Annotated in this window: 19 protein-coding genes and 1 pseudogene; 14 read left to right on the top strand and 6 right to left on the bottom strand. The window is 38.6% G+C overall.

What is annotated here, in order from left to right:
• Window positions 1-120: 120 nt before the first annotated feature.
• Complete coding sequence (locus ACM0OY_RS15225; RefSeq protein WP_414569678.1) at window positions 121-6390, bottom strand: AAA family ATPase; 6270 nt, start codon at window positions 6388-6390, stop codon at window positions 121-123.
• 88 nt (window positions 6391-6478) lie between these two features.
• A pseudogene (locus tag ACM0OY_RS15220) lies at window positions 6479-6667 on the bottom strand (hybrid sensor histidine kinase/response regulator); the annotation flags it as partial.
• 1230 nt (window positions 6668-7897) lie between these two features.
• Here ACM0OY_RS15220 and ACM0OY_RS15215 point away from each other — a divergent pair.
• Window positions 7898-9007, top strand: coding sequence for a response regulator (locus ACM0OY_RS15215; RefSeq protein WP_414569677.1), 1110 nt, complete (start codon window positions 7898-7900; stop codon window positions 9005-9007).
• A gap of 58 nt (window positions 9008-9065) precedes the next feature.
• Complete coding sequence (locus ACM0OY_RS15210; RefSeq protein WP_414569676.1) at window positions 9066-9449, top strand: response regulator transcription factor; 384 nt, start codon at window positions 9066-9068, stop codon at window positions 9447-9449.
• Window positions 9450-9540: 91 nt separating this feature from the next.
• On the opposite strand, the gene ACM0OY_RS15205 is transcribed toward ACM0OY_RS15210, so the two are convergent.
• On the bottom strand, window positions 9541-10020 hold the full coding sequence (locus tag ACM0OY_RS15205) for a YbjN domain-containing protein (protein WP_414569675.1): 480 nt from the start codon (window positions 10018-10020) through the stop codon (window positions 9541-9543).
• Window positions 10021-10216: 196 nt separating this feature from the next.
• Between ACM0OY_RS15205 and ACM0OY_RS15200 the strand changes: the two genes are divergently transcribed.
• The 7 genes from ACM0OY_RS15200 to ACM0OY_RS15170 all read left to right on the top strand — a co-directional run bounded on the left by ACM0OY_RS15200 (window position 10217) and on the right by ACM0OY_RS15170 (window position 13689).
• Window positions 10217-10738 carry a hypothetical protein gene (locus ACM0OY_RS15200; protein WP_414569674.1) on the top strand — a complete coding sequence of 174 codons (522 nt, stop codon included), beginning with the start codon at window positions 10217-10219 and terminating at the stop codon, window positions 10736-10738.
• On the top strand, window positions 10636-11163 hold the full coding sequence (locus ACM0OY_RS15195; RefSeq protein ID WP_414569737.1) for a WD40 repeat domain-containing protein: 528 nt from the start codon (window positions 10636-10638) through the stop codon (window positions 11161-11163). The genes ACM0OY_RS15200 and ACM0OY_RS15195 overlap by 103 nt, the downstream gene beginning before the upstream one ends.
• A 60-nt stretch (window positions 11164-11223) precedes the next feature.
• Complete coding sequence (locus ACM0OY_RS15190; protein ID WP_414569673.1) at window positions 11224-11403, top strand: hypothetical protein; 180 nt, start codon at window positions 11224-11226, stop codon at window positions 11401-11403.
• The gene (locus ACM0OY_RS15185) at window positions 11396-11743 is read left to right on the top strand and encodes a type II toxin-antitoxin system PemK/MazF family toxin (protein WP_414569672.1); all 348 of its coding nucleotides are present in this window, start codon (window positions 11396-11398) and stop codon (window positions 11741-11743) included. Before ACM0OY_RS15190 ends, ACM0OY_RS15185 begins: the two co-directional genes overlap by 8 nt.
• Before the next feature lie 80 nt (window positions 11744-11823).
• Window positions 11824-12078: a hypothetical protein gene (locus tag ACM0OY_RS15180; protein WP_414569671.1), complete on the top strand. Its 255-nt coding sequence runs from the start codon at window positions 11824-11826 to the stop codon at window positions 12076-12078.
• Window positions 12059-12478, top strand: coding sequence for a PIN domain-containing protein (locus ACM0OY_RS15175; RefSeq protein ID WP_414569670.1), 420 nt, complete (start codon window positions 12059-12061; stop codon window positions 12476-12478). The genes ACM0OY_RS15180 and ACM0OY_RS15175 overlap by 20 nt, the downstream gene beginning before the upstream one ends.
• A gap of 65 nt (window positions 12479-12543) precedes the next feature.
• Complete coding sequence (locus tag ACM0OY_RS15170; protein WP_414569669.1) at window positions 12544-13689, top strand: protein kinase domain-containing protein; 1146 nt, start codon at window positions 12544-12546, stop codon at window positions 13687-13689.
• Between the two features lie 34 nt (window positions 13690-13723).
• Here the strand turns inward: ACM0OY_RS15170 and ACM0OY_RS15165 are convergent, their stop codons facing one another.
• From ACM0OY_RS15165 to ACM0OY_RS15155, 3 genes are all read right to left on the bottom strand, one after another.
• The gene (locus ACM0OY_RS15165; RefSeq protein WP_414569668.1) at window positions 13724-15136 is read right to left on the bottom strand and encodes a collagen-like protein; all 1413 of its coding nucleotides are present in this window, start codon (window positions 15134-15136) and stop codon (window positions 13724-13726) included.
• A 205-nt stretch (window positions 15137-15341) separates the two neighbouring features.
• Window positions 15342-17423, bottom strand: coding sequence for a cation:proton antiporter (locus ACM0OY_RS15160; RefSeq protein ID WP_414569667.1), 2082 nt, complete (start codon window positions 17421-17423; stop codon window positions 15342-15344).
• A 53-nt stretch (window positions 17424-17476) separates the two neighbouring features.
• Complete coding sequence (locus ACM0OY_RS15155) at window positions 17477-17647, bottom strand: hypothetical protein (RefSeq protein ID WP_414569666.1); 171 nt, start codon at window positions 17645-17647, stop codon at window positions 17477-17479.
• 360 nt (window positions 17648-18007) lie between these two features.
• Between ACM0OY_RS15155 and bchM the strand changes: the two genes are divergently transcribed.
• The 5 genes from bchM (at window position 18008) to ACM0OY_RS15130 (ending at window position 23056) form a co-directional block, all read left to right on the top strand.
• The gene (gene bchM, locus ACM0OY_RS15150; protein WP_414569665.1) at window positions 18008-18694 is read left to right on the top strand and encodes a magnesium protoporphyrin IX methyltransferase; all 687 of its coding nucleotides are present in this window, start codon (window positions 18008-18010) and stop codon (window positions 18692-18694) included.
• A gap of 351 nt (window positions 18695-19045) precedes the next feature.
• Complete coding sequence (locus ACM0OY_RS15145) at window positions 19046-19525, top strand: hypothetical protein (protein WP_414569664.1); 480 nt, start codon at window positions 19046-19048, stop codon at window positions 19523-19525.
• 101 nt (window positions 19526-19626) lie between these two features.
• On the top strand, window positions 19627-20007 hold the full coding sequence (locus ACM0OY_RS15140; RefSeq protein ID WP_414569736.1) for a DUF423 domain-containing protein: 381 nt from the start codon (window positions 19627-19629) through the stop codon (window positions 20005-20007).
• A 279-nt stretch (window positions 20008-20286) separates the two neighbouring features.
• Entirely contained in the window at window positions 20287-21177 is an 891-nt protein-coding gene (locus ACM0OY_RS15135; RefSeq protein ID WP_414569663.1) for a phosphate/phosphite/phosphonate ABC transporter substrate-binding protein, read from the top strand.
• Between the two features lie 19 nt (window positions 21178-21196).
• Entirely contained in the window at window positions 21197-23056 is a 1860-nt protein-coding gene (locus tag ACM0OY_RS15130) for an ATP-binding protein (RefSeq protein ID WP_414569662.1), read from the top strand.
• Window positions 23057-23129 lie beyond the last annotated feature (73 nt).

Raw genomic sequence — 23129 nt, 5'->3', positions numbered from 1 at the left:
TAAATAGTGGAGTATAACGCTGAGAATGTCCACTTTTAAATATCATCTCAAAGACGCAAAGAGTTTCTTTGCGTCTTTTTGCTAGATGGCAAAATGCTGACTAAAAACCCAAGCCAAAAATTACAGCGGAATTTCAATAATAAATTCTGTGCCTTTACCCAGAACAGAGTTACAACTTAATTTACCAGCGTGAGTTGATTCAACAATTTGCCGAGCGATCGCTAATCCTAATCCTGTGCCTTTACCAACAGCTTTTGTAGTAAATAAATGGTCGAATATTTTATGTTTGACTGATTCACTGATCCCTTTAGCATTATCAGCAATGGCAATTTTGACTAGATTGTTTTCCACTGAAGTTGTAATTTTAATACAGTTAGGATTGGCTTTAACTTCCTCAAAATTGCGTCCGTCATTAGATTCCTCTAATGCATCAATAGCATTTGCGAGAATATTCATAAATACCTGATTTAATTGCCCAGGAAAACATTCAAGTCGAGGTAAATTACCGTAGTTTGTGATAACTTCAATAGCGGGACGTTGTTCGTTAGCTTTCAGACGATGCTTGAGAATGAGAATAGTGCTATCAATGCCTTCGTGAATATTAAACGGCACTTTGTAATCGCGATCGGCACGAGAGAAAGTGCGTAAACTGGTGCTGATATTTTTGAGCCTATCACATGCCATAGTCATGGAATCAAGCATTTTGGGCAAGTCTTCTAAGCTATATTCCAAGTCAATTTCTGATTCGTGTTCAAGAATTTCTTCACTTTTGTTAGGTAAACTTTCTTGATAGAGTTTCAAGTGTTCAACAATATCAGCCAAAGTAGGTTTAGCTTGTTTAATACTGGCAGCAATAAAACCTAAAGGATTATTCATTTCGTGAGCGACACCAGCAACTAAGTTACCCAAAGCAGACATCTTCTCACTTTGGATCATTTGTAATTGGGCTTGTTGCAGGTTTTGTAAAGCAGTTTCTAGCTCTTGTGCTTTTTGTTGAAGTTGGACTTGAGCAACTTTGCGAACGGTAATATCATCTGCTAGGGAAGCAACTCCAATTAACTCGCCATCCACATTCACAAGTGGATTATTATACCAAGCGCAAATAATAGTTTTGCCATCCTTTGTGATATTTTCATTGACACTGTAATTGCCACCCTGCTGCGATAAAATATCGGCGGCAACTTGCTTTATTTGTACTTGAATCGTTTGAGGAACGATGAATTGGAATTGACGACCCAAAGCCTCCTCTTTTGTGTAGCCAAATATCCTTTCTGCTGCCGGGTTCCAGTCAGTAACCTGAAAATTGGTATCCCACTCTACAACTGCTAATGGAGTTTGTTGAACTAATAGCTGGAGTCTTTGCTGGGATGCTCGCAGTTGTTCCTCTGCTTGTTTACCTCCGCTAATATCCAACAACAATCCATCCCAAACTACAGTTCCATCGGCTTTTTGTTCTATTCGAGCTTGGGCGTGAATCCATTTAACAATCCCAGATAGTGTAATAATTCGGCCTGACCACTCAAAAGGGGTTAGGGTTTGCATTGAGTTAGTAACAGACTGCTGATAAGTTGCGGCATCATCTGGATGTATTCTTTCCAAGAGCAACTGCACATTAGCGATCGCTTGTTCGGCTGTGATTTCGTATAGTTGATAACATTCCCTACTCATATAGGTTAGAGACATTGCACCATCAGCAGATATCTGGTACTGATAAACAACCCCAGGAACATTATCTACAAGTTTCTCAAAGCGAGAGTTACTCGCACTTAACTCATCAAACGATCGCTCTAACTTTTGGGCATATTCCTGAGAACGTTCATAAAGTCGGGCATTTTCTAGGGAAATTGCGGCTTGGGCACAAAGTAGATTCAGGAGTTCGATGCGATCGCTAGTGAACGCTCCTGTTGCTAAATTATTTTCTAGATATAAAATGCCCATCAACTTGCCTTGATGCAAAATGGGACTACACAAGATACTCTTGGGCTGTTGACGAACAATATACGGGTCATTGGCTAAGGTTGGATCTGCTGTCGCATCCACCAAGACAATAGTCTGTTTGTTGTGCTTAACTTTGTAAATCAGCTTCAGGGGAATTTCCTGGCTCTGTTCAACCGGAAGGCGCTGTAACACGACGGGCTGTGTTCCTTCAGTAATCGACCCTTTAATTAGCAAGCGTTCGTCTCGCAACAGCATTAACACACACTTATCGGCTCCTGCATTTTCGATGACGATAGAAAGTAACGATGAAAGCAGTTTTTCGAGTTCGATTTCACCGGAGATAGTGTGGGAAGCTTTGAAAATGGCAGCTAAATCAAGGTTATCTGAGACACTGCTATTAGATGTGGGGGAACTAGTGGATGTAACACTCCCTAATGCAAAGATGGTTTCTTTAATGGAAAGGGGAGAACGGATTTGCTGTAATATGGGCGCAAGTAATTGGGGATAGCGTCTTTCTAAGTCGGCGACTTTGGCTTTTGCACCCCAGCGAGCATAGGCATAGTAGGCTTGAGTCATATACTCCTGAGCAATCCGATCCTTACCCCATTCCAGGTAAAACTTGGCTGCTAGTTCGTTGGCGAGTGCTTCAATTTGGGTAAAGTGATTTTCTTTAGCTGCGGTAATGGCGCCATCGTAACAGGCGATCGCATCTGCGTAGTTACCAGAAACTCTTGCCATTTCAGCCGCCAGCAACAGCGATTGATGCAAAAAGTTCTCTGGACAGGTCTGCGTCCAAGTTTCTAGCAGCTGCCGGTGCTGCTGCATTACATTCCAGTAGTGCTGTTGATTCTCTGGTGTTGCTTGTGGATAAAGCGCGGCTAAACTCAGCGGGTAATAGAAGTGGAATAGAATGATGGGAAACAGACCAAGATTAGAAGCCAGGGTTTTTTCAGCAATAGCAGCGACTTCCAGAGCATCGGTATAGCGACTATACAAGTACAATAGCTGGAGTTTCAAGAAGCAATACCAATTGATACCAGCTTCAAAATTATTCTTTTGCCAAGCATCAAGGCAGAGAATTTGGCGATCGCCACCATCGACCAGTAAATCGGGTTCTGACAACAAACCTTGCAGGTGCAAAAGAAATTGCTGCTGTAGGTTAAATGTATGCGTCATATTCCCGTTATTTACTTGTTGCACATAGCCCAAGTATTTCTCGGTTTCGGCATACACTTCTGATAGACAATCGCCCTTTAACAGCATCGTCCAAATGAGACATATTACTGCCCAGATACCAAACCCAATGTCACCTGTTTCATAACTGGTCTGAAAAGATTGTTGGTAAACTGCTAGGTTTTCAACCAGTGGTCTATTGTAGGGATTGATTGTATGACCAAAAACGTTATTGGTTTTGGGAATGAACTTGATGCTATTGAATTGGCGATCGAGCTTTCGCCCCAACGTCGCGAACTCATAAGCACTTCGATAGTTTCCCTGAATCGTGAGCATCATCCCATACAAACAGTAAGCACAGCCCGAACTTTCGGCATTGCCATAGGTTAATGAAGTATGAACCATTAAAAGGATGCTCAGAATTGTCAACGCTTGATTACCACCGACATAAGCAGCTCCCCAGAGATTGGGGAGAATTGACATACATACCTTCCTCGCCGGATCGGTCATCGTAGGTAAGTCAGATAAATCTGCGGGTTGCACAGTTGCCAGTTTGAACTGGATTTCCTGGAGTGTGGTTGCAATTAGCGCTTGCTGACCTTCGTCGGTTGCGGGAATGCTCATACCCATCACACTCAAGCTACTCAGTGCAGCCTCATAAGCGGCGAGTAGATTCTCTCCCTGATTGGATCTCAGGGCTAGTTGCAGCCCATAAATCTCTGCTAGATCGAATTTATTCTGAACGTACTGTAATGCCCGATGTAATAGTTGTTCTGCCTCGTCAAAGCGCCCTGTGATGTATTGGCACTCTGCACATTCCTGATAAAGCTTAAACGTGAGGTCGTAGGCAGTCTCCCAACTATCTTCGGGAAGCATTTCCATAGCGATCGCGCAGTATTTAATGGCTGCCTTATAAGCTGTGGAAACTTTTGCTTTCTTGCCAGCAATCAGATTCAACTGAGCTAACTCATAGCGATCGCCGATTTGTTCTATCAGAGCAATTCCATTGTTCAACTGATTAACAATATCAAAAACATGGAGTTCTACAGCTTCCGGTGCAGTATTTTGCAACAGCAATTGCCCAATTTTCAGATGAGTGGCTTGCTTTTGGTCGTCAGGAATCAGAGAGTAGGCAGCTTGCTGGACGCGATCGTGTATAAATTTGTATGTAACTGACATTTGTACTTGGTCATTGGTCATTTTTTCGCTCTTTTCTAATGACAAATGACGAATGACTAATGACTCTTGTTGATAAAACTTATAAACATCACCAATTGGTAAAATTAACCCTTCTTGTAATGCTTTCCACAAACTAGCAGCCGTTTCAATTTGTGAGTGTTCCGAAACAATAGCTAAAGTTTCTAAATCAAATTGATTGCCAATACAAGCACCTAACTGCAATATCTGTTGAGTTGATGGCGGTAGTTTTCGTAATTGCAATGCCATAAAGGCAACAACGTCATCTGTAACTGCTTGAGTAGTCACTTGTGCAATGTCAAATTGCCAACAGCCTAACTCAATATCAAATTGAATCAGATTTTCTTGATGTAATGCTTTGAGAAATTGGGTTGCAAAAAACGGATTACCTTTGGTTTTCTGATAAATCAATACAGAAAGATTCCATGCCAAATCTTCTATACATTTTAGTGTATCAGCAACTAAATTATTTATTTGTACTTGACTCAATGCTGCTAAAGTAATCGTATTAATCGTTGCTTGTGATTTGGTAATTTCATCCAAAGTCAATATTAATGGATGTGTTGTTTGGACTTCGTTATCACGATATGCACCAATGATAAAAAGATGACCTGCATCAACCATTAATAGCTGCATTAAATTCAGTGATGCCGAATCTGCCCATTGCAAATCATCTAAAAAGATGACTAACGGATGTTCAGCACTGGCAAAGACTTGAGTAAAACTTTTAAACAATAAATTAAATCGATTTTGTGCCGCCGTTCCTGATAGCTCTATGGCAGGTGGTTGTTGACCAATAATTATTTCTAGTTCTGGTATTACTTTAATGATTACCTGTCCATTTTCTCCAACAGCATCTAATATTTTGTTTTTCCATTGCTGAATCTGGGCATCACTTTCTGTTAACAATTGTCCCATTAAATCACGGAAGGCTTGCACAAAGGCACTGAAGGGAATGTTGCGGTTAAACTGGTCGTATTTACCTTTGATGAAGTAGCCGCGTTGCCGCACAATCGGCTTATGCACTTCGTTGACAACTGCTGTTTTCCCAATCCCCGAAAACCCAGCAACCAGGATCATTTCTGTTGCGCCAAGGCTAACTCTATCAAAGGCTTGGAGTAGGGTTGATACTTCGGTTTCTCTGCCATAAAGTTTATCGGGGATGATGAAGCGATCGCATACATCCCTACTCGCAATTTGAAAGCCTTTAATTTCACCATCAACTTGTAGCTGATGCAAGCATTTTTCTAAATCAAATTTGAGTCCCAATGCACTCTGATATCTATCTTCAGCATTTTTCGCCATCAATTTCATGACAATATCACGGAGTACTTGGGGAATCTCTCTTGCCTTTTCCCTTAAATCCGGTGTTGGTTTAGCAATGTGACAATGCACTAATTCCATCGGATCGTTTGATAGAAAGGGTAATTCTCCTGTGAGTAATTCATAGAAAGTCACACCGGTTGAATAAAAATCAGTCCGGTAGTCAATTCCTCGGTTCATTCTCCCTGTTTGTTCTGGGGAAATATAAGCCAGCGTCCCTTCCAAGACATGGGGATTTACAAGAGTTTGAGTTTCTCGTGGTAGTAGTGATGCAATACTAAAGTCAATTAATTTAACTTGTTTTGTTTTGGGATTGATTAATATATTACTGGGTTTAATATCTTTATGAATAATGCGTTCTCGATAGAGAATATCTAAGGTATTGCATAGTGCGATCGCTATTTCTAAAAACTCTTGTATGGATTGTAAGTTTTCCCCCAATCCCCACTCCCTATTCCCTACTCCCCATTCCTTGAGAGAAATTCCCCCAAAATCTTCCATCACTAGTGCATAAGCATTCTGATACGCTTGGAGGCTATAAGTTTGGACAATCAGAGGTGAGTTGAGATTTTTAGTTATGGTGTACTGATTGCGAAACGACAAGAGTTCGCTGAAAGCCGGATAAGGATTTTTCAGTAGTTTAATCACTACTGGTAAGCAGTCAGTCTCTCGATTCCCTCGATAAACTACGGTTCTGGAACCATTGTAGAGTTCTTCAGTTATGCGATATCCAGGAATATCCACAAGAGTACTGATCATACTGTTAAATCCTCAAAATCTCTGGATTTAGTATTCCCGGATATATCTAGTTATCTTTAAACCAAAGCAAAAATTTACACTTGATTTACTCAAAATTATGTCCGTGGTTCGATTCCTTTAATAACTCAATAGCGTTTGCTGAAATATTCATAAATACTTGATTTAATTGACCAGAAAAACATTCGATTTCAGGTAAATTAGCTTAGTTCGTGAAAACTGCGATCGCCGGACGTTTTTCGTTAGCTTTCAGACGATGTTTGAGAATGAGAATGGCGGAGATCGCAAAACAAGCTACAAAAGCCTTTTACTCTCGCTTATTAGCCTGTATCAAGATATCTTTTTGAAAAATTAGCGCTCCAAATATCATGCTTAATACTTAGAATTTGTATTTATTTCCTATACTTCATGCTTATCGAAAAAATAGTAGATATTTGTGATATTTTAAACATGAAAATTTTCATTTTCAGTTTTTTTACAAATTCTGAATTTTTACCTACAAATTAACTTTTACTATACATTTTCAGCATCTCCGGACATCCACACAAATAAATATTTATAACAATTTGATGGAAAATGCTATTAATTAATTTTCATATTTTCTTTACTTATTTCTCATCAAGTTTATATATTTCTGCTATTTTTCTTGAAAAATTATAGTAACCTAAATTTTAGTGAGTACGTTACTTGCAATCTACCATCTAGCTAAAAATCATTATTTTTCAGGTATGTACCACAACTCCACAACTTCGCTGTCAGTTCTTGAATGTGTCACTCAAAATCATCCACAGTGACTACTTCTCCCCACACAACACTAGAACCCGTTTGCAGTATTTATGAAGAGATTCCCTTGTGCTGAGTCAGTCGCCTGTACATCTCACTACACACCATCATGGCGCCAATTATCAGCTAACTCATCTTTGGTCGCACCTGACCCTTGTTGTCGCCCATGCACAGAAGTTCTACAATCACAAATTTAAGTAAGATATTGAATTGATTGAATGCTGAGTTTGAAACTATACTTTTTATCAATGCAGTTCTCCTCAAGAATCAAATTCTGAAAAAAGTGACTATAAGCCAGTTACTCAGGTTCTTCTTTAATCAATTATTACTTGTAATTTTAAGCTGTAAAATACGTATGACAGTGATATTTTTGCGACTGATGGGCGAGAGCCAATGGTCTGTGCGTCGCACTTGAGTTACTGTTAGATTGGCTAGATTAGCGAAAGATACAGAAAGTCAATCTGATTTTTGAAATACTATTTCCTGACAACAGTCGGGTCATTTTGCTATTGGGCAATAGCATATGGGTTGATTTATTTGTATTCGTGCATATAGCTTAGCAGAGATTGGTGAATTATCAGTTGGGGGGTGTGGAATCTCTGTACTAACTAAAATGTGACCGCTATATTTATCTGAACAGTGCTTCTAATTAATGTCGCTGTGAATTCTGAAAAGGAAATTCACCGATTTTGCGTGCAAATATTAATTTTATTCCAGAGCCATCCCAATGAAGACACTTCCGATTAGTAGATACAGATTTTTCCAAAAACTCCAACCCTTATCTTTGTTGAAAAAAATCACAAGTAAGTCCGTTACTGGTTGTTTGCAAGTATTTAGCACTTCAGGTTCTTGGTCAATATATGTAGACCAGGGTAAACTGATTTATGCGTGCTACTCAGAGAAAATGTTTGAGCCGCTTTACAGAAATTTGCAACGCTTGAGCCAGCAAATTTCTACTCTTCCTCGCGGAATTCACGAACAACTGCGGGCGATATTTGAAACTGGTATTGAAAATCAAGCAATACCGAACCCAGATTATTTAGCTATTTGCTGGTTAGTCAATCAAAAATATATTAGTCCCTCTCAAGCAGCGATTTTGATAGAGGAATTAGCACTAGAAGTTTTGCAGTCATTTTTGAGCTTAGAACAGGGGAGTTATGAATTTATTCCTGAAAGCTTTTTGGATGATATGCCAAAGTTTTGTCATCTGAATCTGCGTTTACTAGTTGAACGATGTCAATCCCCTAGAAGCAAGACAGAGCATTTTTCTGTAAGGGTAGGAGTTAATAGCCAGACATCAACAGTTTCTCCTGTGCAACCCTCGCAATTTTTGCGAAAAAATCAGCCACAACCTCAAACCAACAGTACACAAAAGCTTCCCAGTCAGCACAACGATAATAAACCAGGAACATACATTTTAAATACTAGTGATAATACGAATCAGCAAGTTGTACAACCTCTGGCTGAGAAAAAAGTCTACAAAATATTCTGTATTGATGATAGTCCTACGGTATTGAGTACTATTCAAAGTTATTTAGATGAGCAAACCTTTTCTGTTGTCGGAGTCAGCGATTCTTTCAAAGCTTTGATGCAGATTATCCGCACAAAACCCGACATAATTTTCTTGGATATTTCTATGCCTAATTTAGATGGATATGAACTTTGCTCTTTGCTGCGGAAACACTCATATTTTAAAAATACACCTGTGATTATGGTGTCAGCAAAATCAGGATTGATAGATAGAGCTAAAGCCAAAATAGTTGGAGCATCAGGCTATTTAACCAAGCCTTTTACGCAAGGAGATTTATTAAAAGTAATCTTTAAGCATATTGTTTAATTTTTTTAATAGATAAAATAAATCAATTTGATTAACATATTTTTCAGGAGACTGAAGCTTGAGTATTACCTGGGTGACTACTATTCTAGTTGTGGAAGATTCTCCACAAGAATTGGAATTAATTAGTTATTATCTGAGAGATAAAGGTTACAATGTTATTGAAGCAACTAGCGCTAAAGAAGCTCTAGAATTAGTTTTAGAAGAAAAACCGGATGCAATTGTGACTGATGTTGTAATGCCCGGGATGAGTGGATTTGAATTATGTCGCTTCCTGAAAACAAATCCGACTAATCCAAAAATACCTATCGTAATTTGTAGCAGTAAAAATCAGGAAATTCACCGCTTGTGGGCAAAGAAGCAAGGTGCTGATGCTTATATAACTAAGCCATATACGCCTGAACAGCTACTGAGTGTGATTCAATCAGTAGAGGCTATTGTTTAGACTGACGCGGGGATGGGGGACGCAGGGAGAAGCTTGATATGAAATTTGGGATTTTGAATTATTCAATAGAAAATCCAAAATCCAAAATTCCTTAGGCTGCGCCAAATTCAGATTGTAAGGCTTCATCGTTGTCATCAGCGATCGTTGCCACAATGGTGATTAGCCGAGAGACTTCACCGGGAGACAACTCCGCTAAGGTGCGTGTGGATATCACAACCACCCGATTTTCAATAATACCGAAACGCGCTTCAAAAGTGCTAGAGCAGTTTAACTCCAAAAGATACCGCATTAACTTAGGTTCATTTTTGGCAGGTAAATCTAGCACCGTAGACCAAACGGTTATGGTGTCTTCATCGCTTTTTCCAGTGAGTTGGACAAATACTTCCACACTTCCGTACTTAAATTTCCAGAGATGACCACCCTCTGGCGTGTGGCTAACCATTGCACTGTCATCTTGTTCTAAGCTGTCGATGACATTTTCAATTACCTCCAGATGGTTAATACCCGTTGTCTCGGCGATTAACTCATTGATGGCTTCGTCACTAGTTATGGTTTCTTGGTAGCTTGTCATACAGATTTTTTTCTCAATATACTCGCTGTTTTATCTACACATACTTTATAGCTTGTTGTCACGGTTAGTTTGAGCTTCCTGAGGTCATAGTCTTGTCATCAGTCATACCAAATCAGGTGCTTCTAAATAAATACTGTCAAAAATATTACTTTAATTTAATTAATCAAGCCTAACGCCGAAAAGGATGTGCAAACTTATGACCTCTGTTTTTGAAACCATACAAAATAGTGATGTTCGCCAGTTAGGTATTAACCCAAATCACTGGTATATAGTTGCACTTAGTAGTGAAGTGATCAATAAGCCTGTGAGTGTGGTAGTTTGGAAACAGGCGATGTCTACGACGGGCTACGCCTACGCACTTTACCGCGATAGTATAGATAAAATTTGGTCAATATCTCAATTATTTTTTCCAGCCTTGCGGAAATTGCATTCCGAACCATTGAATGTGAGTTATGTTTATCCGCACTGGGTTTCTACATTAGGGAAAGATTTTAAAATTTACTGTTTATTGTGTCCGGTGAATGAAAGGCAGACTAAAGCTTATTTGATTCATTTCACATCATTAAATGCTTTTTGGCGATTACATAAATTACTAGTGGAAGTTGGGACAACACAATCAAACTATGGGCTATTAAAACAAGACGCGAAATTTTTACCCTTAAAGGCCATACAAACAGTGTTCATTTTATTACTTTTAGCCCAGACGGTGGTACTTTAGCTAGTGGCAGTGAGGACAAAGCTATTAAGCTATGGGATGTTAACAATCGACAAGAGATTTTTACTATAATGGGACATTTAAGCACGGTTAATTCACTTGCTTTTAGTCCTGATGGCAAGATTTTAGCAAGTAGCAGTTGTGACAAAACTATTAAACTGTGGGATGTTAGCTCTAGAAGAGAGATTGCCACTCTTAATGGTCATTTAAACTATGTTGTTTCTGTAGCTTTTAGTCCTGATGGCAAGATTTTAGCTAGTGGTAGTTGGGACAATACAATTAAATTGTGGAATGTAAATAGCCAAAAGGAAATTACTACCCTAAAGGGTCATTCAAACTATGTTCTTTCAGTCGCATTTAGCCCAGATGGTAAAACTTTAGCGAGTGGTAGTAATGACGAAACTATTAAGCTTTGGCGATGTGATTAAATGATGATAGTGTATAAAAACGATTAAAGTGTTTGGTGTAATCAAGAGAGGTGATTATTGATGGCAGTTACTCCAAGTATTGAAGAAATCAAAGCAGTGATTTTTCAACTACCAATTGAAGAACTCATAAAACTCATTGCAGAAATTGAAGAAAGACTCGAAACAGTAACAATGATGCAAGTGGCAGAAACTGGATTTAAAGAGTGGAACGACCCAGAAGAAGATATTTACAATGACTAATCCTAAAGTATTACAAATCTGGTTAGTCCGTTTCCCTTTTAGCGATTTGACTTCTACCAAACTTAGACCAGCCCTTGTTTTAGCAGTTAATCAACAAGAATTAATTATCTTGGGTATTTTCTCAAAAATTCCTGCTGGTGATTTGCGCGATACTTGGGTATTGATTTCGGATACACATCCTCAGTTTTCACAAACAGGGTTAAAAAAGACATCTTTGATTAGGGCTGATAAAATTGCCACTGTTAATGAGTCTGTGTTTGAAAGGCAATTAGGAATCTTGCCATCAGATATGTTGACTTTGGTGCAAGAAGCGCTAAAGAAATCTCTGAATATTAGTTAGGTAAAGCGATCGCCCCTTTATTAACCACACATCCAAAATGCTAGAATCGCCTTAGCACAGATGCTTTCACAGGAGGCGACGTGGAAAATATAGAATTGCAAATTGACGAAAAAACCCTTGAGAAAGCACGCGCTTTGGCAAAGTCCCACCATTGTGACTTGTCGCAATTGATTGCTTATGCAATTGAACAGCTACCAGTGGTTGAACCACCAAAAGACCGTTTATTAGGATTATTCGCTGACGATCCTGAGTCAGTTGATGAGATGCTAGAAGAAGTAATGAAAGATCGGGCAGCACACCCGCTAAATCAACGCTTTGGACAAAGTACTTATTGATACCGATATTTTTTCTGAGATTCTTAAGGGAATTAATCAACGTGTTGCAGGAAGGGCTTCTGCATATCACACTAACTTTGGTTACTACACCATCTGTACTATCACAGTCTTAGAGATTGTCAAAGGCTGGCATAAGCGTCAACGGGAAGATAAGATTCAGCAGTTTTTTGTTGAAATTATTGAGGCGCAGGTATTAACACTTGAACTGACTGATGCTGAGTTGGGGGGACGCATTTATGCAGATTTGGAACGCACAGGACAACCGATAGGACTTGCTGATGCTATTATTGCTGCTATTGCAATCCAACAAAACTTAACTTTAGTCAGTGGCAATTTATCCCATTATCAGCGGATTCAAGCATTAGGCTACAACTTGAAGCTGGATAATTGGCGAATATAAATGCCCTTTTGCTGAGGACAGTGGAAAATAAAGATAAGTAAGAACGATTCTGGGCGCCATTCTCCATGAGTTATTGCCTTAATCCCCGTTGTCCCAAGCCTGAAAATTCTGGTAATGTCAAGTTTTGCTTGACTTGCGGCTCTAAGTTACTTCTCAAAGAGCGATACCGTGCTATTAAACCAATAGGTCAAGGTGGTTTTGGCAGAACTTTTTTAGCTGTGGATGAAGATAAACCATCAAAACCGCGCTGTGTAATTAAGCAATTTTATCCCCAAGCTCAAGGTACTAATACTGTACAAAAAGCGGTGGAGTTATTCAACCAAGAAGCGGTACAGTTAGATGAATTGGGCAACCATCCACAAATTCCAGAACTATTAGCATATTTTACTCAGGAAGACCGCCAATATCTAGTACAAGAATTTATTGATGGGCAAAATTTAGCTCAAGAATTAGCACATAAAGGTGCTTTTAGTGAAGCACAAATCTGGCAATTACTCAATGATTTATTACCAGTATTGAAATTTTGTCACGCTAGACAAGTGATTCACCGCGATATTAAGCCGGAAAATATTATTTTACGTAGCGCTGATGGCAAATTAGTTTTAGTAGATTTTGGTGCTTCTAAATCTGCTACTGGCACTGCCTTAAATAGAACTGGCACTAGTATTGGTAGTCCCGAATATGTCGCCCCGGAACAAATGCGAGGTAGGGCTGTTTTTGCCAGTGATATTTATAGTTTGGGTGCTACTTGTATTAACTTATTAACCAGGCGATCGCCTTTCGATTCTTATGATACAAATAACGATACTTGGATTTGGCAGAAATATTTAAAAACTCCTGTTAGTAATGCATTAAGTCGCGTTCTGAACAAGATGCTAGAAAGTATCCCAATGCGGCGTTATCAAACAGTGGATGCTGTTTTCAAAGACTTAAATCAACACTCACAACCAGCTACACCACCAAACACAGTAAAACCTATTCCACAACCCCCACCTAATTCTACACCCCCTTTGGTCGCCCAATCTCCTAGTCAAATAGATCTAGAATTAGAGGAAATGAAAACCCAATTCCTCGTTGGTGGTAAACCCCAACAAAATAAAATCCAACCACCAAATTCAACACCTCAACCTTCTAGTAAAAGTCAAATAGACCAAGAATTAGAAGAACTCAAAGCTAAATATCTTGGGAAGAATAACACGCCAAATCCATGACAAAATCAGATATAAAAAGCCTCTATTACAACTACTAAATCCCTCTTCTCGGCTTGCGGACTACACCTTGCCACCGAATAGTTTGTTTAGCAGAACGTTCTCCCAAAGAACGAGTTGCTATCACTTCAATCTCAACATTCACACCAGGACGTAAAGCTTCATTATCAATTTTCAGCTTACCCAAAGCTAGAGTAAAACGGTTATAGTCACGAGTCACAAATTCATCGGGAATATCCCCTTCATATTCAGTTTTGTAGTCAGAAAAACCATAGGAGCTATCTTTGGCGCGGAATTTGACGCGAAACTGAGTATTAATGGCATCAGATTTTGCTGCCAAATCAACTATTTTTAAATTCAGGTTTTGTCCTGCATCAGCGAATTCTGCTACAGCTAACCGCGTGACATCTTTCTTGGGAATGGCATGGTTAACAGTAAAAGTTGTCAAGTTAGCTTCACTTTTGCTGTTCCCATCAACCCATAAATCCTCAGGAAAAGTAACTTCTACTTGTTTGCTGTCAGTTAAATTTACTGTTACCGCTTCATTGGCAAAGCTAGTGATGGGTTGTCTTTCTTGCCAGACTATTTGAAAAGCTTCTTCTAAACGCTGTTCAAACTCTCGATAATTATCGGCGATCGCGGAACCAGGTGCAAGTAGAGAAACTGCCCCCTGGCGTACATTCCATTTGTTTTTCGAGAGTTTAAATGGTTTATTTGTCAGTTCTGAAATTGCTAATTTCACAGTCGGGTTATCATCAGCCAAGGGTTCCTTGCTGTTGACAATACTCAAAGTTCCGAAACTTCCATCCCTACCATCGCTACCATCGCTACCATCTCGCCCATCATTACCATCACTGCATCGATAAACCTTGTTAGTACACTTGTAATTCGGAGTACCGGGAGTTCCTTCACAAGTTTGCACTTCCCATTTCCGTCGGCGACATTTACAACCCGTCGTACCACTCGCACCTCTACCGCCGCGTCCGCCTTCGCCGCCAGTGGCGCGGACAAAAATGTTCCGCAAGTCTGCCAAATTTGTGTAATAAACTGTTATCGAACCACCATTGCCCCCATCTCCTCCTTTACCACCATCACCACCACTACCGCCATCTGGTGCATCTATGTCGTGGCTGACATTATCGGGTTGGTTTCTACAGTTAGGCCGATAACCACGTTCTCCATCTTCCCCATCTTCCCCATCTGTCCCAGACAACTCAAGATTTACAGGTGAACCATTGACAAAAATATTCTGGTTTTGACCACTAGAACCATCTCTACCCGAACGCCCACTGGTTCCTGTGCGTCCATCTGTGCCATAATTTCTGGCTAGTTTATAGTATTCTTCAGAGGCAAAAGCTGGACATAAAAGTGAATCAGAGGCAGGCAAAAAGTTAGTAAATAAGCAGAATGTCAAAAGAAGTGGCAGCTTACTTTTAAAACCTTTGTGCATCTAGTTACACCTAAAACCTCACTGGAATTAAGTGTATCTTATTTTTGTCATCTTTCCACGGACAGAGAACTTTCAAGTATATATTTTGACTTTTCAAATATCGTGTTAAAAGTCAAGCGATCGCCATTATTTCTCACAATAAAATAAAAGCGATCGCCAGGGAATGGGGGAATAACCAATGCCCAATGCCCAATGCCCAAATTTATTACGAATGAGGTTCTCCAACTAAGACAATTGAACACTTCAATTCTTGAATCATCTGGGTTGTGACTTGGCTAACGGCTAGTCCACCGGCTGTGCGATAACGGACGGAGCGTAACACGACTAAATCAAATGCTTGAGCTTGGCGAATTACTGCTCTAGCGACATCATCACCTTTGATGGTTTGAATATTCGTTTTCACCTGTAACTGGCTTTTAGAGGCGATATCAGACAATTGAGAGACAAACTTTTCGACTAGATTTGGGCGTGCGTTGCGATCGCAAACGTGTAACAATACAACTTCTGCCTGATTTACATCAGCCAAAATCTGGGCAAAACGTAAAGCGCCTATGGTTTGGCGAGTTAAATCTCCAACTGGTACAAGAATTTTTTGGATTGTCTTGGGGCTGCTCAAAAGGCGTGTAACTGCGACCGGACAATGAGAAGACCAGAAGACGCTATCAATTACATTACCAAATAAGCGGGCACGTAAACCTGTTGTCCGCGACCAACCCATCACCACCAAATTAGCGTTTTGTTCTCGACTAGTGCGGCTAATTGCCAAAGCTATATCATCATCAATCCGATTTGTTGGTGACACTTCCACATCAAATTCTTGAGTGATTTCTCTAGCTAAATTCAATCTTTGCCTACTTTGTTCAAGTCCTGTTACTAATTGCGGATCGTCCATTTGGATATGTGCTTTAGTAATAGCTAATGGCACAATTTTTCCAGATTCATGACTAGCTAGCAGTGCTGCCATTTCTATCAAATAGCGCTGAGTTTGAGGGTTGTATATTGGCACTACAACAGTGAATGAATCTTCTTTCTTTTCTGCTAATTCTCCTTCATTACCTCCCCACCAAGTAGCCAGACTATCGGTTTCAAAATCTGTCTCTTGCAGCTGTAATGAAGAAGCAACTCTAGCTGTGATTACCGGGCCTAATATTGCAGTCACCAGCATGAGGACAATCACGCTGTTTAACACACCTTCATTGATTAGCCGTTCCCCCGCAGGATTTAAACTTTGATAAGCTACTAAAGTTGCTGCTAGTGTAGCTGCTACCTGTGGCAGTGACAATGACCACATCGTTAGCAATTCCGCCGTATTGTAGCGGTACAACAGTTTAGCTAAGAATGCTGCGATAAATTTACTGCCAATCAAAGCCAGTACAATTGCCACAGTCAGCCAAACTGAACTGAGAGTTTTAATAAATGCCGGAATATTAATCAATAATCCCATGTCTACAAAGAAACAAGGGATAAACAAAACACTGCCGATAAATTCAATTTTTTCTTTGACAGGGCTACGTCCCAGAACATCATTGACAGCTAAACCTGCTAAAAAAGCACCAACAATTTTTTCAACTCCAATTATCTGCGCTCCCACAGATGCCAAAAATAATGCTAGTAATATAAACAAAAACTGGTTACTTTGCTCATCTCCCGAACGGCGAAAAAATTCTTTTCCTGCCCAATCAAAGCCAAACAGAACAACAACTGAGTAAATTGCTAACCCACCTAACAACATTGCCAAACTCAAGGCGGAAAATTCTCCTCCATGAATTCCCACACAAATTGCTAATACCAGTAAAGCACCTGTGTCAGTAAAAATTGTGGCACCAATTGTCACAGTTACAGCTTCATTTGTTACCACACCCAGACGGCTCACAATTGGATATGCCAAGAGAGTATGTGAAGCTAGTAAAGAACCAATTAATACTGAAGAATTCCAACTAAAATTGAATAAACGTCCGACAATAATACCTGCAATTAATGGAACTAAGAATGTGAGTCCCCCAAACCCAATTGAGCGATTTCTAGTTTTCTTGAACTGCTCTAAGTCAATTTCTAAACCTGCTACGAACATCAAATAAAGTTTACCGATATCCGAAAGCAGTTTAATAGTTTCAGACTCTGGGTTTAACAACTTTAGCCCATTTTGTCCTAGTATTATCCCTGCAAGCAACAATCCCACTAAGCCAGGGAGTCGCAAACGCTCAAATATAGGAGGTATAGTAAAGATTACTATCAGGAGAATGGTAAATGCAATGATAGGACTGTTTATTAGCGAGCTTTCTGGCATTTGTAATAAATAAACCTAAATTGTAAGTGTACTCTGTAAATACGAAAATTCACTTAAAATTCCCGTCGGCTTAAGTTTTCTTGATGATCGTCAATTAAATCTTTAACAGCATAAATGTTGCATTGCGATCGCAATTCTATCTTAAGAAGGGTTTCTTGAGATCCGTAGACAGAAATATATATAGATTTTAAAATTGCGAAGATTAGAGATATTTCAACAAGCATAAATAGTTATATTTTAGAGAAAAAGAAGTTTTTATTGAAGATAATTCAAAATCTGAGCTTGGGAGTAAGTTTAATGTAAAAATAATGCCAATAATTGCTCGAATTACAACATTAAATTGGTTAATTTAGAGCAAAATAAACTAATATAATCAATCGTGTGATATTGTAATATCACGCTCGGTTAATTACTGAATAATTAATAATTCAAAGCTCTCTGTGCCCTGGCGTCCCCGCGTCTCCAGTTTCTATAAGAATATTTGCTTATGCGCCAGCTAGATCTAGAAAAATCTGGAAAAGCGCTCCTGTGGGTTCCTATCAATGATAATTTTAAGCATTGGGAACCCCTAAAAATCAGAATTTATGAACGCAGCCGACGATAAAACAATTGTTCGCGAGTATTTCAATTCCACAGGGTTTGACCGTTGGAGGCGGATTTACGGCGATGGCGAAGTCAACAAAGTTCAGCTGGACATCCGTAATGGACACCAGCAAACGGTGGATACAGTTCTCGACTGGTTAAAAGCTGATAACAATTTGCCACAACTATCAATCTGCGATGCTGGCTGTGGTGTGGGTAGTCTCAGCATCCCGTTGGCGGTAGATGGTGCCAAGGTGTACGCGAGCGATATTTCTGAAAAGATGGTGGAAGAAGGCAAGGATAGAGCGAAGCAAACCTTGGGAAACACTGAAAATCCTACTTTTGCTGTGCAAGATTTAGAATCGTTGAGTGGTAGTTACCATACTGTTATTTGCTTGGATGTCCTCATCCACTACCCCCAAGAAAAAGCGGATGAAATGATTTCTCACCTCTGTTCTTTAGCACAGTCGCGGATAATTCTCAGTTTTGCCCCCAAGACCTGTGCTTTGACTATACTCAAGAAAATTGGCAGTTTCTTTCCTGGGCCGAGTAAAGCGACTCGTGCATATTTGCATCGCGAGGCTGATGTGGTGAAAATTTTGGAAAATAACGGCTTTTCAGTGCAACGTCAAGCGATGACTAAAACTCGCTTCTATTTTTCCCGCCTACTTGAAGCTACGCGTGGATGAAGTAAATATCATAGCAGCTAAACCGACAATAGTTAAGTAGGGTGCGTTATGGCTGGAGCCTAGCGCACCGCCATACAACAAACTATTGATTGGAAGATGTCGAATTTGGTAGCGAGTTTTATTTATAAATAAATAAGTAGGTAGACATAGTTAAATGTAAAATACAAAAGTTTAAAACTCCCGATCGACACTGGCTTTTCCCTTCTGCCTTCTGCCTCCTGCCTCCTGCCTTCTACTTATCATCAAGGAAGCGATCGCTAAAAAACTGTCTTAGGGAGTAGATTGATATACTGGAACCTCTGAGAAAGTCAGGTTAGAATCTCTAGCAAAGTTCAAATCTGAAGTGGAACTATGAAAACTGCTGAAAAATTGGCTGCCGGTTGGCTACTGACACTCGGATTCATGTTTTTAACGCTATCAGCATCAGCAGCACTAGAAAAATTTGCTACACGTAAGCTGTCCATACCAGTGAGAGATGCCTATGATTTTCCGGCGCCAAATCCTACTTATCAAGATAATAATACTGTTGCTGGTGGTCTAATTTTTGGTGTCCCTAGCTTCACACTGGGTGCATGGTTAGCATTGGGATTGTATCGTCAAAGTCGGCAAGAGAAAAAGTCACTTAATCAACAACGCAGCGATCGCTTGCAAGCTCTTTTTTATGAGATGCTACAAGAAAATCATGGACGTGTGACTGTTTTAGGCTTTGCTATGCAATCACAACTACCCCCAGCAGACGCCAGACAATATTTAGATCAAAAAGCTAAAGAATTCAATGCAAATTTTAAAGTGAATGAAGAAGGGGCTGTATCATATCATTTTGATGTCTAATTGTCATTAGTCATTTGTTCTTTGTCCTTCATCGTTTGTCATTTGTTATTCACTAATGACCAATGACTAATGACTACTTTACCAAATTACGGCTAGGTCTAATGACGCAAATTTTCTTGAGCTTAGCTGCTGTTTTAGGCGGTTTGTCAGTCGCTGCTGGTGCTTTTGCTTCCCATGCATTGCGAGAGAAAATTAGTGAGCGATCGCTAGAAATTTTTGAAACTGGCGCTCGTTACCAAATGTATCATGCTCTCGCACTTTTTTTAGTAGCACTACTAATTAGTCGCAGCGAATTTCCCCAACCCACCCTCGTAGCCAGTGGATGGTTATTTATCATTGGTATTGCTATTTTCTCAGGAAGTTTGTATGCCCTTAGCTTAACTGGTGTCAAGTCTTTAGGAGCAATTACACCATTAGGTGGCGTAGCTTTTCTTGCTGGCTGGGGTGCTTTAGCTTTTGCTGCTTGGAATTTGAAGTTGTAAAAAATGAGGAATTAAAAATTCAAAATCAGAATTCAGAATTCAGAATTTAGTAATCAGAATCAATTAGTAAGGGATAAGTGCGGAAAGTCAGAACTACGATACTTCAAGATTATTGAAATCCGCTGTAATTCATTCTAAATTCTGAATCCTGAATTCTTTTTTCTTAAACTTATTTCCGTAATTTTACAGAAGCCAGCGATACAATAAACCAATAAACTTCATAAGTATATTACTAACTAACAACTAAGAAATTCTACATTTGTAATATAATTCAAACCTATGAAACGGCGGAACTTGCTTTGGTATTCGCTACTATTTGCTGCTGGCTGCACAACGGGAATCAACTCTACTAATAATAACTCAGAGCAATTGCCAGTAACTGCACCAAAAAATTTAAAATTTGCAGTTACAGATGTCGCGGGAATTGAAAATTTACAACGAGATTTTGGACCTTTTCGGACTACATTAGAAGAAATATTAGGCGTTAAAATTGAGTTTTTTCCTGTAGAAAATCCTACAGCAGCAGCGCCAGCACTATTATCCAGAGAAGTAGATATTGTCTTTGCAGGGCCTTCAGAATACTTAATTTTAAATGCTAGAGCAAAGGCTATTCCAATAATTGCTATTGAGCGCATCAACTACCATTCGATTATTGTAGTTCGTGCAGATAGCAAAATTAAATTGTTATCTCAATTGAAAGGCAAAACAATTGCCATGCGAAAAATTGGCTCAACCTCTGGCCATATTGCTCCTACAAAGCTATTAATGGATGCTGGATTAAATCCACAAACTGACTTCAAAACTGTCATGTTAGATGATAAAGGAGTACAAGCCTTAAAAAAAGGTGAAGTAGATGCCTGGGCCACTGCATCTGACAGATACAAAAACATTTTGGAATCTGAAGGTTTATCTGAGAAAGATTTTTCTATAATATTTACCAGCAAATTACTTCCTAATGATGTATTTGTTGCTAGTAATCAATTGCCATCTAGCTTTATAGAAGATATGCGATCGCGCATGATTAAGCATCAAGATAAACTAATTCAAAGTTTAGTAACCGCTAAAGCAAATCAAAAGTATAAAGGGAGTAAATTAATCACAGCAAATGATACTGATTACAATATAATTCGAGAAGTTTATCAAAAAATCGGACAAGGAAATTTTCTTTAATAGTATGGTCTATAAATAAATGATAGCTGCTACAAAACGCTATTTTACAAAAATTTTTATTTTACTTACTCACTTAAGTAATAATTGGAATATCGCTAGAAAGATTAGTTATGGCTATACTGTGGCAGGTAGTATTACTTTTATAGGCACAATAAGTGGTTTATTAATTGCATACCGTTATGAAATACTTGCCCAGCAACAGTTAAATTTATCTGAAGAACAACAATCTCTTTTGAAAGATTTAGAAAATAAAATAACTAGAGTTAGGTTACATCCCCAAAGATTAGTTACTGTTTGGGAAAATTCTATTTGGTTAGAATTTGAAAAAAATAGATTTGTAGACGAAATGAGTCAAGTTAATCAACAGTTATCTAAACTAGAAACTTTTATCAAAGCTCATACTCATGATTCAAGAATTAGCAATCAAGATTTACTAAAATTATTAAATTATTATCAAAAAAATACCAAAATTTATACTCAAATAATAAAAAATTTTTGGCGACAGATTGACAAAAATCAATTATTAATAAATAAGACAAAAGCTGGACAAGAAGAACTACTAATATTTTTCAAAAAAGAAGTTAATGTTTCTATTGAATTTGAGAAACTCTCAGATGAATTAATTTCGATTATCGGCTATGCTGAAATTCAAAAACAACAAGCAATTGCTACTTTTGAGAATGCTCAAAAACTGCGAATTAAAGTTATTTTTGGAAGTATGCTATTATCAGCAGCGATCGCAGTTCTACTAGCGCTATATACTAGTAGATTAATTGCACGTCCTCTGCAACTAGTTACTAACGTTGCTAGGAAAATTACTCAAGAATCAAATTTTCAACTCCGAGCTAACATTACAAGCAATGATGAAGTTGGGACATTAGCTGCTTCCCTGAATCAATTAGTCGAATGGGTGGGAGATTATACTCAGGAACTACAACTAGCTCGCCAAAGTTTAGAGCAAAGGGTAGAAGAACGAACTCAAGAACTAGAACTAGCTCGTCAAAATTTAGAACAACGGGTAGAAAAACGAACCCAAGAACTTCAAAAAACCCTGCAAGACTTAAAAGAAACCCAAGGTCAATTAATTCAAACCGAAAAAATGTCTTCTCTTGGGCAAATGGTAGCAGGTATAGCTCATGAAATTAATAATCCTGTTAACTTTATTTATGGCAATATTCAATGTATATCCGACTATATTCAAGATTTATTTAGTCTGGTGAGTTTATATCAGGAAAATTATCCAGATTCAATTTGGGTAATTGAAGAGAAAATTCGAGAAATTGATTTAAATTTTATTAATAAAGATTTACCTCTTATACTTTCTTCTATGAAAGTTGGCGCTGAGCGTATCCGAGAAATTGTCTTGTGTTTGCGGAACTTTTCCCGATTAGATGAAGCTGAGATGAAAGAGGTAGATATTCATGAAGGAATTGACAATACATTATTAATTTTAAATCACAGACTTCAGACAGAAATTGAAGTCATTAAAAACTATGGAAACTTACCTTTAGTTGAGTGTTATCCAGCACAACTAAATCAGGTTTTTATGAACATTTTAAGTAATGCGATCGATGCTGTGCTAGACGAAAAAAATGATTCATATAAAAAGAAACAAATTATTATATATACATTAAAAATAGATGATATTTACATCAAAATAGGAATTAAAGATAGCGGCTATGGAATTTCAACAGAAATCAAAAATAAACTATTCGATCCTTTTTTCACAACTAAAATAGTTGGTAAAGGTACTGGCTTAGGTTTAAGTGTTTGCTATCAGATAATTGACAAACACAAAGGTAAAATACAAATAATATCAGAATTAGAAAAAGGTGCAGAGTTTGTCATCACCTTACCGATTAAAACACAAAATAATTAGTGCCTTATCTACGAATAAAGCAGGGCGAACGCATCTAAATGTAGTACATATATACTTAAAGAAGCTTAATCGC

This window comes from Nostoc sp. CCY 9925, from assembly GCF_963920935.1.
Taxonomy (GTDB): domain Bacteria; phylum Cyanobacteriota; class Cyanobacteriia; order Cyanobacteriales; family Nostocaceae; genus Nostoc.
The sequence above is the reverse complement of the archived record's forward strand: the minus strand, read 5'-3'. Positions and strand labels throughout refer to the sequence as shown.